The sequence below is a fragment of the Chimaeribacter sp. YP20170169 genome (genome assembly GCF_056739715.1).
The window spans coordinates 1,608,040-1,621,169 of the sequence record NZ_CP176824.1 but is presented as its reverse complement, the minus strand read 5'-3'; the positions used below and the strand labels follow the sequence as shown (position 1 = coordinate 1,621,169).

At 62.8% G+C, this 13,130-nt stretch carries 15 protein-coding genes; 3 read left to right on the top strand and 12 right to left on the bottom strand.

All coding sequences use genetic code 11. The annotated features are described in order from the left end of the window. Nucleotides 1-11 precede the first annotated feature (11 nt). The 10 genes from flgK to flgB all read right to left on the bottom strand — a co-directional run bounded on the left by flgK (nucleotide 12) and on the right by flgB (nucleotide 9,099). Complete coding sequence (gene flgK / locus ACK3SD_RS07155) at nucleotides 12-1,664, bottom strand: flagellar hook-associated protein FlgK (RefSeq protein WP_481127267.1); 1,653 nt, start codon at nucleotides 1,662-1,664, stop codon at nucleotides 12-14. Nucleotides 1,665-1,826: 162 nt separating this feature from the next. Further along, nucleotides 1,827-2,777, bottom strand: a complete 951-nt coding sequence (gene flgJ, locus ACK3SD_RS07150) for a flagellar assembly peptidoglycan hydrolase FlgJ (RefSeq protein WP_481127266.1) — start codon at nucleotides 2,775-2,777, stop codon at nucleotides 1,827-1,829. Then, on the bottom strand, nucleotides 2,777-3,880 hold the full coding sequence (locus ACK3SD_RS07145; protein WP_481127265.1) for a flagellar basal body P-ring protein FlgI: 1,104 nt from the start codon (nucleotides 3,878-3,880) through the stop codon (nucleotides 2,777-2,779). Before ACK3SD_RS07145 ends, flgJ begins: the two co-directional genes overlap by 1 nt. A 63-nt stretch (nucleotides 3,881-3,943) precedes the next feature. Next, complete coding sequence (locus ACK3SD_RS07140; protein WP_240775743.1) at nucleotides 3,944-4,636, bottom strand: flagellar basal body L-ring protein FlgH; 693 nt, start codon at nucleotides 4,634-4,636, stop codon at nucleotides 3,944-3,946. Between the two features lie 61 nt (nucleotides 4,637-4,697). Continuing rightward, nucleotides 4,698-5,480 (bottom strand): flagellar basal-body rod protein FlgG, encoded by a 783-nt coding sequence (flgG, locus tag ACK3SD_RS07135; protein ID WP_137762893.1) that lies wholly within the window; start codon nucleotides 5,478-5,480, stop codon nucleotides 4,698-4,700. Nucleotides 5,481-5,502: 22 nt separating this feature from the next. Next, a complete protein-coding gene (locus ACK3SD_RS07130) occupies nucleotides 5,503-6,255 on the bottom strand; it encodes a flagellar basal body rod protein FlgF (RefSeq protein ID WP_481127264.1) in 753 nt (250 codons plus the stop codon). An 18-nt stretch (nucleotides 6,256-6,273) separates the two neighbouring features. Further along, entirely contained in the window at nucleotides 6,274-7,512 is a 1,239-nt protein-coding gene (gene flgE / locus ACK3SD_RS07125; RefSeq protein WP_481127263.1) for a flagellar hook protein FlgE, read from the bottom strand. A gap of 63 nt (nucleotides 7,513-7,575) precedes the next feature. Continuing rightward, entirely contained in the window at nucleotides 7,576-8,268 is a 693-nt protein-coding gene (gene flgD, locus ACK3SD_RS07120; protein WP_137762890.1) for a flagellar hook assembly protein FlgD, read from the bottom strand. A gap of 10 nt (nucleotides 8,269-8,278) precedes the next feature. Next, nucleotides 8,279-8,683, bottom strand: a complete 405-nt coding sequence (gene flgC / locus ACK3SD_RS07115) for a flagellar basal body rod protein FlgC (RefSeq protein WP_481127262.1) — start codon at nucleotides 8,681-8,683, stop codon at nucleotides 8,279-8,281. 5 nt (nucleotides 8,684-8,688) lie between these two features. Beyond that, nucleotides 8,689-9,099 (bottom strand): flagellar basal body rod protein FlgB, encoded by a 411-nt coding sequence (gene flgB, locus ACK3SD_RS07110; protein ID WP_137762888.1) that lies wholly within the window; start codon nucleotides 9,097-9,099, stop codon nucleotides 8,689-8,691. A 194-nt stretch (nucleotides 9,100-9,293) separates the two neighbouring features. Here flgB and flgA point away from each other — a divergent pair, with 194 nt between their 5' ends. The 3 genes from flgA (at nucleotide 9,294) to ACK3SD_RS07095 (ending at nucleotide 10,808) form a co-directional block, all read left to right on the top strand. Then, nucleotides 9,294-9,959: a flagellar basal body P-ring formation chaperone FlgA gene (gene flgA / locus ACK3SD_RS07105; protein WP_481127261.1), complete on the top strand. Its 666-nt coding sequence runs from the start codon at nucleotides 9,294-9,296 to the stop codon at nucleotides 9,957-9,959. 106 nt (nucleotides 9,960-10,065) lie between these two features. Next, a complete protein-coding gene (gene flgM / locus ACK3SD_RS07100; protein WP_481127260.1) occupies nucleotides 10,066-10,365 on the top strand; it encodes a flagellar biosynthesis anti-sigma factor FlgM in 300 nt (99 codons plus the stop codon). After that, nucleotides 10,365-10,808 (top strand): flagella synthesis protein FlgN, encoded by a 444-nt coding sequence (locus ACK3SD_RS07095; RefSeq protein WP_481127259.1) that lies wholly within the window; start codon nucleotides 10,365-10,367, stop codon nucleotides 10,806-10,808. Before flgM ends, ACK3SD_RS07095 begins: the two co-directional genes overlap by 1 nt. 1,326 nt (nucleotides 10,809-12,134) lie before the next feature. Here the strand turns inward: ACK3SD_RS07095 and ACK3SD_RS07090 are convergent. Further along, nucleotides 12,135-12,602 (bottom strand): DUF6392 family protein, encoded by a 468-nt coding sequence (locus ACK3SD_RS07090; RefSeq protein WP_481127258.1) that lies wholly within the window; start codon nucleotides 12,600-12,602, stop codon nucleotides 12,135-12,137. Next, the gene (locus tag ACK3SD_RS07085; RefSeq protein WP_481127257.1) at nucleotides 12,599-13,036 is read right to left on the bottom strand and encodes a hypothetical protein; all 438 of its coding nucleotides are present in this window, start codon (nucleotides 13,034-13,036) and stop codon (nucleotides 12,599-12,601) included. The genes ACK3SD_RS07090 and ACK3SD_RS07085 overlap by 4 nt, the downstream gene beginning before the upstream one ends. Nucleotides 13,037-13,130: the final 94 nt, after the last annotated feature.

Below are 13,130 nucleotides of genomic sequence, written 5' to 3'. Positions count from 1 at the left end.
TGTCGCTCCTGTTAGCCGCGGATGTCCATCAGCGCGTTGAAGATAGTGGATGCCGTCTGGATCACCTGCGCGTTCGCCAGGTAGTACTGCTGGTAACGTTGCAGGTCGCCATACTCCTCGTCGAGGTTGACGCCGGAGATGGACTGCTGCTGGGTGGTCAGCTGGGTCACGATGTTGCTTTGGGTGGTGCTGTTCATCTCGGCGGTGCTGGTCTGGCTGCCGACGCTGCTCACCAGCCCGGCGTAGGCCCCGGCCAGCGTGGTTTTGCCCTGCACCAGCTTGGCGGTTTGCAGGTCGAGCAGCTTCTGGCCGTTGCGGTTGTCGCTGACGCCGCTGTCTGACTCGGAGGCGGCGGCGATTTTGCTGGTGTCGCTGACAGCCAGGCTAAAGGAGCTGGCGGCGTTGCTGACGGTCTTCAGCGTGAAGCTGTCACCGCTGGCGGCTTGGCCGCTGACGCTGACGGCCACGCCATCAAAGTTCAGCGTCGGGTTGCCGCTCTCATCGCTGCCAGCGGTGGCGCTGATGGACGCGCCGTCAGCCACGCGGGTCACTTTCCAGTTGGCGCCGTCATACTTCAGCGTGTAGTCGCTGGCCTGCAACTGGGTGGTGTCGGTGTAGCTGGCGCTCAGCGCCGCGCTGCCGCTGTTTTTGGTGTTGCCCAACACGCTCGGGTCGTCAATGCTGAAGAACTTGCCGCCAGCGTTACCCTCAATGTCAAAGCCTTGCTCATGCACCTGATTGAACTGGTCTGCCAGCGTCGCCGCCAACTGGCCGAGCTGGTTGCGCGCGGAGTCCAGCGACTCGGTGCGGAAGGTCAGCAGGCCGCCGAGGGTGCCGGTGGTCACCTGGCTCTCCGCCACTTCGCTGGTGACGCCGCCACGGGTGTAGCCGAGGGTCAGGCGGCTCGGGTCGCTGCTGGAGGGCACCGCTTCGAGGCTGTAGGCGTTGCCGCCCTGCACCAGCATCAGGCCACCAGCCACCGAGATATTCAGGCTGTCGCCATCCTGCTGGGTGACGCTCACTCCCACCACGTCATTCAGCTCATTCACCAACTGGTCACGCTGGTCGAGCAGCGCATTCGGCTCGGTGCCGCTGGCACCGCGCGCGCGGGTGATCTGGTCATTCAGCTTGGCGATCTGCTGGGCGTAGTTGTTGACTTGGCTGACGTTGTCCTTGATCTGCTGGTTCACGCCGCTGTCGAGATCCTGCAAATATTGGTCGGTGCTCTTGAACTGGTTGGCCAGCGCCGAGGCGCTGCCGAGCACGGTCTGGCGCGCCGCGTCATCATCCGGGCTGCTGACCATGCTCTGCAAGTTGCTGAACAGCGTCTGCATGGAGGTGGAGAGGCTGTTGGTGGTGTCTGACAGCAGATCGTCCACCTGCGACACTTGGTTGTAGTAGGCGGTCAGCGCGCTGTTGGTGGTCGAGGCCGCGCGCAGCTGGTTGACGATGAACTGGTTATACTCGCGGTTGACGCCGCTGACCGTCACGCCATTGCCGATGTACCCCTGCGCGGTGGCGGTGCCGTTGTTCTGCGAGATGGTGGCGGTCTGGCGGTTGTAGCCGCTGGTGGTGACGTTGCTGATGTTGTTGCTGGCGGTGTTGAGGGCAGCCTGCGCCGCGCCCAGCCCGCTCATGGCCGTGTTGATTAAGTTATTGGACATCTCAAATCCTTGTTGCCGGCGGCCTCGCCTGCACCGGCCGCATGATAAAGGGTGCCGGGTGCGGGTTGCGCCCCTCGCCGGCCTGATTGGGTTATCGGCGCACAGGGGGAAAACTTGAGTGAAAAAGCGGGAATGGGCGGCGGGAAAACCGCCGCCGCACGGTCAAAACAGCGTGCTGAGATCGTGGGTGTAGGCCTTCACCGCCTGCACCCCCGCGCCCTTGATCTGCTGGATGACGCTCACCAGCTTGCTGGCGTAGTTCGGGTCGGTGGCGTAGCCAGCCTGTTGCAGCGCGTGGGCCGCCTGCTCCGGCGTCTCTGCCGCCGCCACGGCCGCGTAGCGCGGGTTGTGGGTCAGCAGCCGCACGTAGTCGCTGATCGCCTCCACATAGGAGCCGTAGACGCGGAAGCTGGCGGTGATCTTCTTCGCCACCCCGTTCTCATACTCGGTGGTGGTGATGTCGGTGGTCGGGCCATCCCAGCCGCTGCCAGCCTTGACGCCAAACAGGTTGTAGCTCGGCTGGCCATTTTGGGTCGGGATCTCGCGCTGCCCCCAGCCGGACTCCAGCGCCGCCTGCGCCATGATCAGCTGGTGCGGGATGCCGCTCTCCTGGCTCGCCATCTGCGCGGGCAGGCTGAGGCGTGACACAAAGTCGCCGCTGTTGCCGGAGAGCGTGACGGGCGTGGCGCTGGCGGCTGGCATCCGCGGCGCGGCCTTGCGCAGCACCTGCGCCAGCGCCTGCGCCGGCAGGGTGTTGAGCACCTGCTGGTCCAGCGCCATCGGCACCGTCCCGGCGCGCTCATCCGGCCGCGCCTGCGTGCCGCCCAGCTGCTGCACCATCATGTCCGCCAGCCCCAGCCCGCGCTGTGACATCTCCTGCGCCATCTGCTGGTCATACATCGAGGTGTAGAGCCGCGTCTGGTCATTGCTGAGCAGCCCACCCTGCGGCAGTGCCGAGCGCATACTTTTCAGCATCATGCTGACATACACCCCCTCGAACTGCTGCGCCACCTGCTTGAGGTGCGACTGGGGATCCTTGCTGACATCCCGCTTCAGGGCGTTGAGCGCCTGCGCGTCATAGGCCGCGCCAGAGAGGCTATTGAGATCGGCCATCAGATGATTTCCAGATCGGCACGCAAACAGCCAGCGGTCTTCATCGCCTGCAAAATGGACATCAGGTCGATGGGCGTCGCGCCCAGCGCGTTCAGCGTGCGCACCACGTTGTTCAAGCTGGCGCTGGACTGCACCTGCTGCAACGCCCCGCCCTGCTGGCGCACCGAGATCTGGGTATTTGGCGTCACCACGGTCTGGCCGCCGGCCAGCGGGGTGTTGGGCTGGCTGACCTGATTCTGCTGGTCTACCACCACCGACAGGTTGCCCTGTGCCACCGCGCAGCTCTCCAGCGTCACGTCGCGGTTCATCACCACCGAGCCGGTGCGGGAGTTGATGATCACCTTCGCATCCTTCGGCCCCAGCGTGACGTTGATGTTCTGGATCTGCGCCAGCGTGCGCACCTGCGCGCTGTTGCCAGCCGGTACTTGCACCTGGATGGTACGGCCATCGAGAGCGGTAGCGCTGCCCACGCCCTGTCGGTTGATGGCGTCGGCCACCGCCTGCGCGGTGCTGAAGTCCTCTTCATTCAGTTGCAGGTTGAGGCTGTTGCCGCTACCAAAGTGGGTCGGCAATTCGCGCTCAATGGTCGCGCCGCCGGTGATGCGCCCACCGGCCAGCTGGTTCACCTGCACGCTGCTGCCACCGGCCGACGCGCCCGCGCCGCCCACCAGCACGTTGCCCTGCGCCAGCGCGTAGACCTGATTGTCCACCCCCTTTAGCGGGGTCATCAGCAGGGTGCCGCCGCGCAGGCTCTTGGCGTTGCCCATGGAGGAGACCACCACGTCAATCGCCTGCCCGGCGCGTGAGAAGGGTGGCAACTTGGCGGTGACCATCACCGCCGCCACGTTCTTAAGCTGCATGTTGGTGCCAGCCGGCACCGTGATGCCCAGCTGCGAAAGCATGTTGTTCAGGCTCTGGGTGGTAAAGGGCGTCTGCATGGTCTGGTCGCCGGAGCCATCCAGCCCCACCACCAGCCCGTAGCCAATCAGGGCGTTGTCGCGCACCCCTTGCACCGTTGCCAAATCGCGGATCCGCTCCGCCCCGGCCGGGCTGGCCGCGAGCGTGGACGCCGCCAGCAGTAAACCCCATAGATATTTTCGCATCTGGAACCTCGTCGCCGCCGGACGAACGCCGCCCGGCGGTAAATGTGTTGTGTCGCGCCGCCGTCAGAGTGGCGACAGGTTGAGGAAGAAGCGCTGCATCCAGCCCATGTTCTGCGCCTCGTTGATGTAGCCGTTGCCGACGTACTCAATGCGCGCGTCCGCCACCTGGGTGGAGACCACCGCGTTCTGGCCACTGATGGTGCGCGGGTTGACCACGCCGGAGAAGCGGATGAACTCGGTGCCTTGGTTGATGGCGATCTGCTTCTCGCCCACCACGTGCAGGTTGCCGTTCACCAGCACCTGATCGACGGTTACCGTCAGGGTGCCGTTGAAGGTGTTGTTGGCGTTCGCCCCGCCCTTGCCGCTGAAGGTGTTGTCGCCGCTGGAGTCCACCGTCGCGCGGTTGTTGCCAAACAGCCCTTCCAGATAGCGTGGCACCGCGTCAAAGCCGAAGGTGGTCGAGCCGCTGCGGCTGGCGTTGGCAGAGGAGCTTTTGCTGGCGCTGACGTTCTCCTGCAACACGATGGTCAGGGTGTCGCCGATGTTGCGTGGGCGGCGATCCTCAAACAGCGGCTGGTAGCCGTAGTTCATCGGCTGCACGGTCTGGAAGATGGAGCCGTTGCCCCCCTGCGCCATCACCGCCGGTGCAGGCGCGGCGGTGGTCGGCCCGGTCACCAGATTGTCATGGGGGATGTAGGCGCAGCCGCTCAGGCCCAGCGCCAGCAGCAGGGCGACGGACGGATTATTCTGTTTCACCACGCTAAACCCTTGTTAAGTGGATGTCAGGCGGCCGGGCGCATCAGGCCCGGCCAGCCGGTCACAGCTGCGTCAGCTTTTGCAGCATCTGGTCAGAGGTGGAGACCGCCTTGCTGTTGATCTCATAGGCGCGCTGGGTCTGGATCATGTTCACCAGCTCCTCGGCCACGTTGACGTTGGAGGTCTCAACGTAACCTTGGTAGAGCAGGCCCGCGCCATTCAGGCCGGGGGTGCTCTCGGTCGGCGCGCCGGAACTTTGCGTCTCCTGGTAGAGGTTCTCGCCGACGCTCTCCAGCCCGCTGTCGTTGATGAAGGTGCTCAGTGTCAGCTGGCCCACCTGCTGCGCGGCGGTCTGCCCCTGCTGGGTGACGCTGACGATACCGTCACGGCCCACAGTGATGGAGAGGGCGTTGGCCGGGATGGTGATCGCTGGCTGCACCTGGAAGCCGCTGGAGGTCACCAGCTGGCCATTCTGGTCCACCTGGAAGGAGCCGTCGCGGGTGTAGGCCAGACTGCCATCCGGCAGTTGCACCTGGAAGAAGCCCTGCCCCTTGATGGCGATGTCCTTGCTGTTTTCGGTCTGCGACAGGTTGCCCTGGCTGTGCAGGCGCTCGGTCGCCACCGGGCGCACGCCAGTACCGATCTGCAGGCCGGAGGGCAGCGTGGTCTGGTCGGAGGATTGTGCCCCCGGCTGGCGCAGCGTCTGGTACATCAGATCTTCAAACACCGCGCGCTGGCGCTTGAAGCCGTTGGTGCTGACGTTTGCCAAGTTGTTGGCGATCACGTCCATGTTGGTCTGTTGGGCATCCAGCCCGGTTTTGGCGATATAGAGTGAGGAGATCATAAAAAGTCCTTAGTGCCTGGCATCAGCTCAGTGACAGCAGCGAGTTGGCGCGCTGTTCGTTCTCATCGACGCTGGAGATGACCTTCATCTGCATCTCGAAGCGGCGGGCGTTGGCGATCATGTCCACCATGGTCTCCACCGGCTTGACGTTGCTGCCCTCCAGCACGCCCGGCATCACGCGCACCTGCGGGTCAGCCGCCAGTGCCGCGCCCGGTGTGTCGCCGTTGGCGGCGGTGCGGTAGAGGCCATCATCGCCGCGCTGTACCTCGCCGGCCTGCGCCCGCACCAGCTTCAGCTTGCCCAGCTGGGCGGTGGTGTTGGGGGCGTCGCCAGCGTTCAGCGCGGTGAGGGTGCCATCGGCGGCGATGGTCAGCTGCGCGGAGGGCGGCACCTCAATCGGGCCGCCGTCGCCCATCAGCGGCAAACCGCCGACGGTCAGCTGGCTGTCAGCGTTGATCTGGATGTCGCCGTTGCGGGTGTAGGCTTCGCTGCCGTCCGGCAGGCGCACCGCCAAAAAGCCATCCTGCGGCAGCGCCACGTCGAGCGGGCGGCCGGTGGTGGTCAGCGGCCCCTGGCTGGTGTCTGCCCCCGGCGTGGAGGCGGCCACCAGCGTGCGGGTCGCCAGCGTCTCGCCCTGCACCGGCACGGCGCGATAGGCGTTGAGCTGCGCGCGGAAGCCCGGCGTGGAGGCGTTCGCCATGTTGTTGGCGGTGACCGCCTGCATGTCGAGCGTCTGGCTGGCCGCGCCCATCGCGGTATAGATTGCGTGATCCATCGTCTATCCGTCAGCGCCTTAGCGCAGGTTAACCAGGGTGTTCAGGATCTGGTCCTGAGTTTTGATGGTCTGGGCGTTGGACTGGTAGTTGCGCTGCGCCACGATCATGTTGACCAGCTCCTTGCTCAGATCCACGTTGGAGGCTTCCAACGCGCCGCTGGTCAGCGAGCCAAAGCCGCTGGCACCGGCCACACCAGTGATCGCCTGCCCGGAGGATTGGGTCGCTTTCCAGACGTTGTTGCCCGCGGACTCCAGCCCCTCGGTGTTGGCGAAGTTGCTCATTACAATCTGGCCAATCAGCTGGGTCTGGGAGTTGGAGTAGACGCCGGAGATGGTGCCGTCGTCATTGATCTGGTAGCCGGTCATGTCGCCCGCCGCGTAGCCATCCTGTGTCAGGGTGCCGATGCTGTCGCTGCCGGTGTTCTGTTGCAGGCTGCCCGTCATGCTGAGCTGCACGGTCTGCGCCTCGGCGCCATTCAGCGCGCCCATCGGCAGGGTGAGAGTCAGCCCGTTGGTGTTGGCCGTGCCATCGCCATTCAGGGTGCTGGTCAGCGCGCCGCTGCTGGAGAAGTTCAGGGTGCCGATTTTGCTTGCAGTCGAGCCGCTGACGCTGCCGTCCTGCGCGTAAACGTCCCAGGTGTTGTTGGCAGTCTTGGCGAAGTAGACGTTCATGTCATGGGCGTTGCCCAGCGTGTCAAAGGTGGTGATGGTGTTGACGTAGCTGTAGCTGGTGGCGTCGCTGGCGTTGAATGTGCCGTTCGCCACCACGTCATGGCCGGAGTTGAGGTTGGCGACCATGGTGGCGGTGCTGGTGGCGCGAGCCGGCAGCATGTTGTTGGAGATGCTCAGCGCCACTGGCTGCGCGCCCTGCGCGATGGTCGGCGGGGTGCCGGTGGCCGGGTAGCCGGTCAGGCTCAGCCCCTGCATGTTCACCAGATTGCGGTTCTCATCCAGCGTGAACTGGCCGTTGCGCGAGTAGTAGACGCCGCCGCTGCTGTCGGTCAGGCGGAAGAAGCCGTTGCCGCTGATGGCGACGTCCAGCCCACGGTTGGTGGTGTTGGTGGTGCCGTCGGTGAAGTCCTGCGTGACGCTGGCGACCTTGACGCCCATGCCGGTCTTGGAGCCAGCGAACATGTCCGCGAAGGAGACCGACGCGGATTTAAAGCCCGAGGTGGCGGAGTTGGCGATGTTGTTACCGATCACGTCCAGGTTGCTGGATGCGGCGTTAAGGCCGCTGACTGCCTGCGAGAAGCTCATATTTCTCTCCGTAAAATTGAGTGCTGTGTGTGCCGCGCCAACGGCGGCGAAAAAAGTCGCGCCCTACAGGATCTGGCGCACGTCGCTCAGGGTGGCGGTGCCGACGGTGCCGAGATCCAGCAACGCGCCGCTGCTGGCATTGGTGACGCCGTTGACCAGCGCATAGCGCAGCGGCTGCACCACCATCTGTTCGCCGTTGTTGGTGGCGTTGAAGCTGATGCTGTAAGCGCCATCTGGCGCGGTGGTGCCGTCATCCAGCGTGCCGTCCCAGCTGTAGCTGTGGACGCCGGCGGTCTGCGCGCCCAGATCGAGGGTGCGCACCACTTTGCCGGTGCTGTCGGTGATGGAGGCGGTGACGCTGCCAACCGACCGCTCCAGCTCCAGGCCAAACGGCGTGGTGCTGATGCTGCCGTCGCTGGCCGCGCCCGCCAGGATGGTGTTGCCCGCCACCATCACGCCGTGGCCGATCATCGCGGTGGACTGCACGGACTGGTTGCTGTTGATCTGGCCGGAGATGTTGCCGAGGGTGGTGTTGAGCTTCTCAATGCCGCTGACGGTGTTGATCTGCGCCAGCTGGCTGGTCAGCTCGCTGTTCTCCATCGGGTTGGTGGGGTCCTGGTTCTTGAGCTGCGCCACCAATAGCGTCAGGAAGCTGCCCTGCAGATCCGCCGCGCTGCTGCCGGTGGTGGCTGTGCTGCTGCTGGTGCTGGCGACGCTGTTGTCGAGGCTGTCATTGATCGAATTTAACACGGACATCGCAACTTCCTTATTGGCCGAGGGTGAGGGTTTTCATCATCAGGGACTTGGTGGTGTTGAGCACCTCCACGTTGGCCTGATAGCTGCGCGAGGCGGAGATGGTGTTGACCATCTCGTTCACCGGATCGACGTTTGGCATACGCACATAGCCGCGCTCGTCCGCCAGCGGGTTGCCGGGCTGGTAGACCAGCTTCTCCGGCGCCGAGGAGTCCACCACCTGCGCCACGCGCACGCCGCCGGTCTCCTGCCCCGGCGCGGCCGCCACCTGGAACACCACCTCTTTGGCGCGGTAGGGCTGCCCATCCGGGCCAGTGACGCTGTCGGCATTGGCGAGGTTGCTGGCGCTGACGTTCATTCGCTGGGACTGGGCCGCCAGCGCTGAGCCGGAGATATCAAAAATAGAGAGCATCGACATGCGGATTATCCTTGTTGCAGCACGGAGATCATGCTTTTAATCTGCCCGCCGAGCACCGTCAGGTCGGTCTGGTACTTCAGGCTGTTGTCGGCGAAGTTGGTGCGTTCCCGGTCCATATCGACGGTGTTGCCATCCAGCGCCGGCTGGTCAGGCACCCGGTAGAGCAAATCGAGGCTCGCCGCCGGGTTGGCCTGCGCCGGGATGTGGTGCGCCGAGGTGACGCTAAGCGCCAACCCGCCCCCTGCCCGCCCTTTTTCCATTACCTTGTTGAGCTGGCTGGCAAAGTCGATGTCCCGCGCCTGATAGCCGGGGGTGTCTGCGTTGGCAATGTTCGCGGCCAGGATCTCCTGGCGCTGGGCGCGTAAATTGAGCGCCTCCTGTTGAAAGCGCAACGCTGCGTCCAGTTTGTCGAGCATGCGTCCTCCGCAAATGAGAATTTGGAGCCGACAGCATAAACGCCCACTCCGCCGGTCTATCGTCAGAATAAGCCCATAATGGGCGGCTATTTATCTGCTTCACCCGTGAGCAACTCGCGTAAGATAAATCTGAATTACACTGGCCCCCGGACTCTCTTTCGGGGGCGTCAGAAGCCTGACCAGAGGAGTCCGCCGTGCATGTTCGCGCTCTGTTTCCTGCCCTGCTGGGCCTGTGCCTTGCCCTGCCGTCCGTCGTCGCCCACGCGGCGCTGGAGAGCCAGATTGCGCAATTTTTCCAGCGCCAGTATGCGCAGAGCGGGATGCAGGTGACGACCCGGGTGATCACGCCAGCGGCGCAGTGGCCTGACTGCCCTGCCCCCCAGCTGGCACTGCCCAACAGCGGCCGGAGCTGGGGGATGCTGTCGGTGTCGGTGCGCTGCGGCACACAGCGGCGTTTTGTGCAGACCGAGGTGCAGGTGAGCGGCCCCTACTGGGTGGCGGCGCGCCCCATCCCACGCGGTGCGGTGCTGGCGGCGGCGGATCTGCGGCAGAAGCATGGCCGCCTCGATCAGTTGCCGCCGCGCGGGGTGCAGAGCCAGCCACAGGCGCTGGGGGCGGTGGCGCTGCGCGCCATCAACGTCGGGCAGCCCTTGACGCTGAACATGGTGCGCCGCCCCTGGCAGGTACGCGCCGGGCAGGAGGTGCAGGTGGTGGCCGCTGGCACTGGCTTCAACGTCTCCAGCGCTGGCAAGGCGATGAACAACGCCGCCATTGCCGACCGCGTGCGGGTGCGGATGCTCTCCGGCCAGGTGGTGAATGGCGTGGTGGCCGCCGATGGCTCGGTGCAGTTGGCGCTGTAAAAAAACCGGCGTTAGGGTAAAGTTTTTTCCGCCGCGGTCGATAACCGTGGTACGGATTTATTTTGCGGGTGAGAGGACGTCATTCCCGCCAGAATGGGAGAGTTTTATGAGCATTGATCGTACTCAGCCGCTGTCCGGCGTCAGCCCGGTGCAGTCGCGTGAAACCAGCGAGGGCGGCCCGCAGTCCGCCAAGGGCAAGACCACCACCACCGCCCCCGAAGTGAAGGGCACCCAGGTGAGCCTGAGCGGCGCGCAGTCCAGTCTGACGCGTGACAGCGCGCAGGACATCAACATGCAGCGCGTGGAGCAGCTGAAGGCGGCGATCCGCGACGGGCAGTTGAAGATGGACACCGGCAAGATTGCCGACGCGCTGTTGCAGGACACCCAGGACTACCTGAAGGGCTGATGCACATGCATGATCTGCCGCAGACCCTGACCGCCCTGCTTGACACCCTCCGCGCCCTGTTGCCAGTGATGGAGGAGGAGCAGGCGATGCTGTGCGCCGCCCAGGTGAATGGCGTGGCGCTGCAACGCCTGACCGAGCAGAAGAGTTCCCTGCTGGCGACGCTGGCCTACCTTGACGGCCAGCGCAAGCAGCACGAAACCACCCTGCACCTGCGCGCGCCCTATGCCCAGACCCCAGCGCTGAACGCCCTGTGGCGGCGCATCGCCGCCGGTGCCAACGCGCTCAACCAGCGCAACCACCACAATGGCCGGTTGCTGAACCAGCACATCGCCCACAACCAGCAGTCGCTCTCCGTGCTGCGCGCCAGCCACGGCCAGACGCTCTATGGCCCGAATGGGCAAGCGCACAGCCAGGGGATCAGTATGCGGAAGATTTCTATTTAGGTGAGTGACCCCCGGCCTCGCGCCACGCGGGCGTGTTTAACCTTCGGTTTGTCCTTGTCTTTTTCTGCTTTGGCTTTTGTGGTTATTTTTGGCCTCGCTGAGGCCGGAGCAGGGTTTCGGTTGTTTGGGTTCCTCTGTCTACCCGTGCTCCCGAGCCTCAACCGAGCAGGGCCTGCCGGCGCGCCGGCCCTGCACCCGCGCGCTCTGGGTGCCTCGGCTAATTATTGCCCGCTACCGCGGGTTCCCTCCGTCAGCTTCCGGCCTGTCGGGCCGCGGCAGACGCGCTCCCAGCGCGGCTGCCACTTTCGCGCACATCCCTGTGCGCTCACCCGGCCCGGAATCTTCCGTCGGCAATAATTGAACGCCCTCACCATTTTGCAAATACTTGGCTGTGTGAGGGGGATGATTTAGCCATTGTGGATGCCTGTGGGCGCGCTTAGGCCGGAGCAGGGTTTCGGTTGTTTGGGTTCCTCTGTCTGCCTGTGCTCCCGAGCCTCAACCGAGCAGGGCCTGCCGGCGCGCCGGCCCTGCACCCGCGCGCTCTGGGTGCCTCGGCTAATTATTGCCCGCTACCGCGGGTTCCCTCCGTCAGCTTCCGGCCTGTCGGGCCGCGGCAGACGCGCTCCCAGCGCGACTGCCACTTTCGCGCACATCCCTGTGCGCTCACCCGGCCCGGAATCTTCCCTCGGCAATAATTGAACGCCCTCACCGTTTCTGCAAATGCTTGGCTATGTGAGGAAAGAGTTGGGGGGATTTTTATTTGTGGGGTGTTGTGGGTGGGCATGGCGGGTGCCTGTAGCCGCGCTAGGCCAGAGACGGGTTTCGGTTGTTCGGGTTCCTCTTTCTACCTGTGCTTCAGAGCCTCAACCGAGCAGGGCCCGCCGGCGCGCCGGCCCTCCACCCGCGCGCTCTGGGTGTCCCGGCTAATTATTGCCCGCTACCGCGGGTTCCCTCCGTCAGCTTCCGGCCTGTCGGGCTGTGTGCAAGACCCCCTGTTCAGCCCGACTGCTGCGCCCATCCGGTAACTATCGTCTTGAGTCCAACCCGGACGGACACACAAAACGCCACTGGCAGCAGCCACTGGTAACTGGAAGTTTGCGGGAATAGATCTTTGAAGAGGTCTTGATGTAGTGGCCTGACTGCGGCGACACTGAAAGAACAGTTTTGGTATCTGCGGTCTCGTATACCCAGTTACCTCGGTTCAGAAGAGTTACAGCTCAACTGATCCATCGAAAAGGCCGCCTTACCGGGTGGCTTTTTCGTTTACAGGACAAGAAATTACTCGCGATAAAAAAGGATTTCAAGAAGATCCTTTTTTATTATCAATCACCATCTCAGTTTTGATGTTGGAATAAAGCTTACAGTCTTAACCATATTTTCCATGTCAAATAGCACAATCATAGTAATTGGGATATGGAAATCCTCGATGGTAAACCGATCTCTCCATCCAAAGCTTCTTTTAAAAATAACTTCAGGGAGAATGCTTTTATCTGGCTCACCAAAAGTCTCATGAACCCAACTACGGGACATATTAGGCTGTAATGGTGTGGGTAGCTCATTCGGGAAAACCCAGTCTTTTTTATCTGTTTTAATACGTAGAGTTATGTCACTTAGTGATTTATCGTTGTCGTTATCAAACGATAAAAAAACACCTTCATTTTTCATATCTAATGTCAGAAAAGGATCACATTGTGTTCCCTGTGGCGGGGTTTTATACGTAATAATCCCTGCATCCCGGATAGCTTGATAGGGCTTTTCCAAGCTGTGCATCAATGCTTCAATATTCACCGTCATTTGTATAACCCCAGTTCAGTATTAATCCTGTGCATCTCTTTCCTTGCCGCTTCCAGGTGGGCGTCTTCCGCACCATATTCCTGCATCAGAACCGGCTTGATTTGATCAAAGTCCTTATCGATGGCAGCCCGCAGATTCTGTGAGTCTGGCCCCATCTGCGAGCGGTTTCGTCCGCCATAGGTTGCGCTGTCCTGACAGTGCACTTTCTCAGGGACCACAATAGCAGCCACATCATCAGCAATAGCTTTAACTTCTTCTGGTAGCAAGTAAGGTCTTTCACGCCGCAAAGCTTGCCGTGAAGGCATATGATCAACCTCATAGAGTCCCTGCCGCAAACGCCTGTTAAAGTCCCGGTACGGTGCCACTTCCAGCAGTTCGACAGGCGGCTTGCTCAGATAGATATATTCAGAAGAGTTAGCGCTCAACTGATCCATCGAAAAAGCCACCTTAGCGGATGGTTTTTTCGTTTACAGGGCTGGAGATTACGCCCGAAAAAAGGATCTCAAGAAGATCCTTTTTTATTTCAAC

Bases quoted from the DNA above. Each gene is read 5' to 3' on its own strand.
- flgE (WP_481127263.1), bottom strand. From the start codon at position 7,512: ATGAGCTTCTCGCAGGCAGTCAGCGGCCTTAACGCCGCATCCAGCAAC.
- flgJ (WP_481127266.1), bottom strand. From the start codon at position 2,777: ATGGCCGATCTCAATAGCCTCTCTGGCGCGGCCTATGACGCGCAGGCG.
- ACK3SD_RS07085 (WP_481127257.1), bottom strand. From the start codon at position 13,036: ATGGATCAGTTGAGCGCTAACTCTTCTGAATATATCTATCTGAGCAAG.
- ACK3SD_RS07090 (WP_481127258.1), bottom strand. From the start codon at position 12,602: ATGACGGTGAATATTGAAGCATTGATGCACAGCTTGGAAAAGCCCTAT.
- flgM (WP_481127260.1), top strand. From the start codon at position 10,066: ATGAGCATTGATCGTACTCAGCCGCTGTCCGGCGTCAGCCCGGTGCAG.
- ACK3SD_RS07095 (WP_481127259.1), top strand. From the start codon at position 10,365: ATGCACATGCATGATCTGCCGCAGACCCTGACCGCCCTGCTTGACACC.
- flgK (WP_481127267.1), bottom strand. From the start codon at position 1,664: ATGTCCAATAACTTAATCAACACGGCCATGAGCGGGCTGGGCGCGGCG.
- flgB (WP_137762888.1), bottom strand. From the start codon at position 9,099: ATGCTCGACAAACTGGACGCAGCGTTGCGCTTTCAACAGGAGGCGCTC.
- ACK3SD_RS07145 (WP_481127265.1), bottom strand. From the start codon at position 3,880: ATGCGAAAATATCTATGGGGTTTACTGCTGGCGGCGTCCACGCTCGCG.
- ACK3SD_RS07130 (WP_481127264.1), bottom strand. From the start codon at position 6,255: ATGGATCACGCAATCTATACCGCGATGGGCGCGGCCAGCCAGACGCTC.
- flgG (WP_137762893.1), bottom strand. From the start codon at position 5,480: ATGATCTCCTCACTCTATATCGCCAAAACCGGGCTGGATGCCCAACAG.
- flgC (WP_481127262.1), bottom strand. From the start codon at position 8,683: ATGTCGATGCTCTCTATTTTTGATATCTCCGGCTCAGCGCTGGCGGCC.
- flgD (WP_137762890.1), bottom strand. From the start codon at position 8,268: ATGTCCGTGTTAAATTCGATCAATGACAGCCTCGACAACAGCGTCGCC.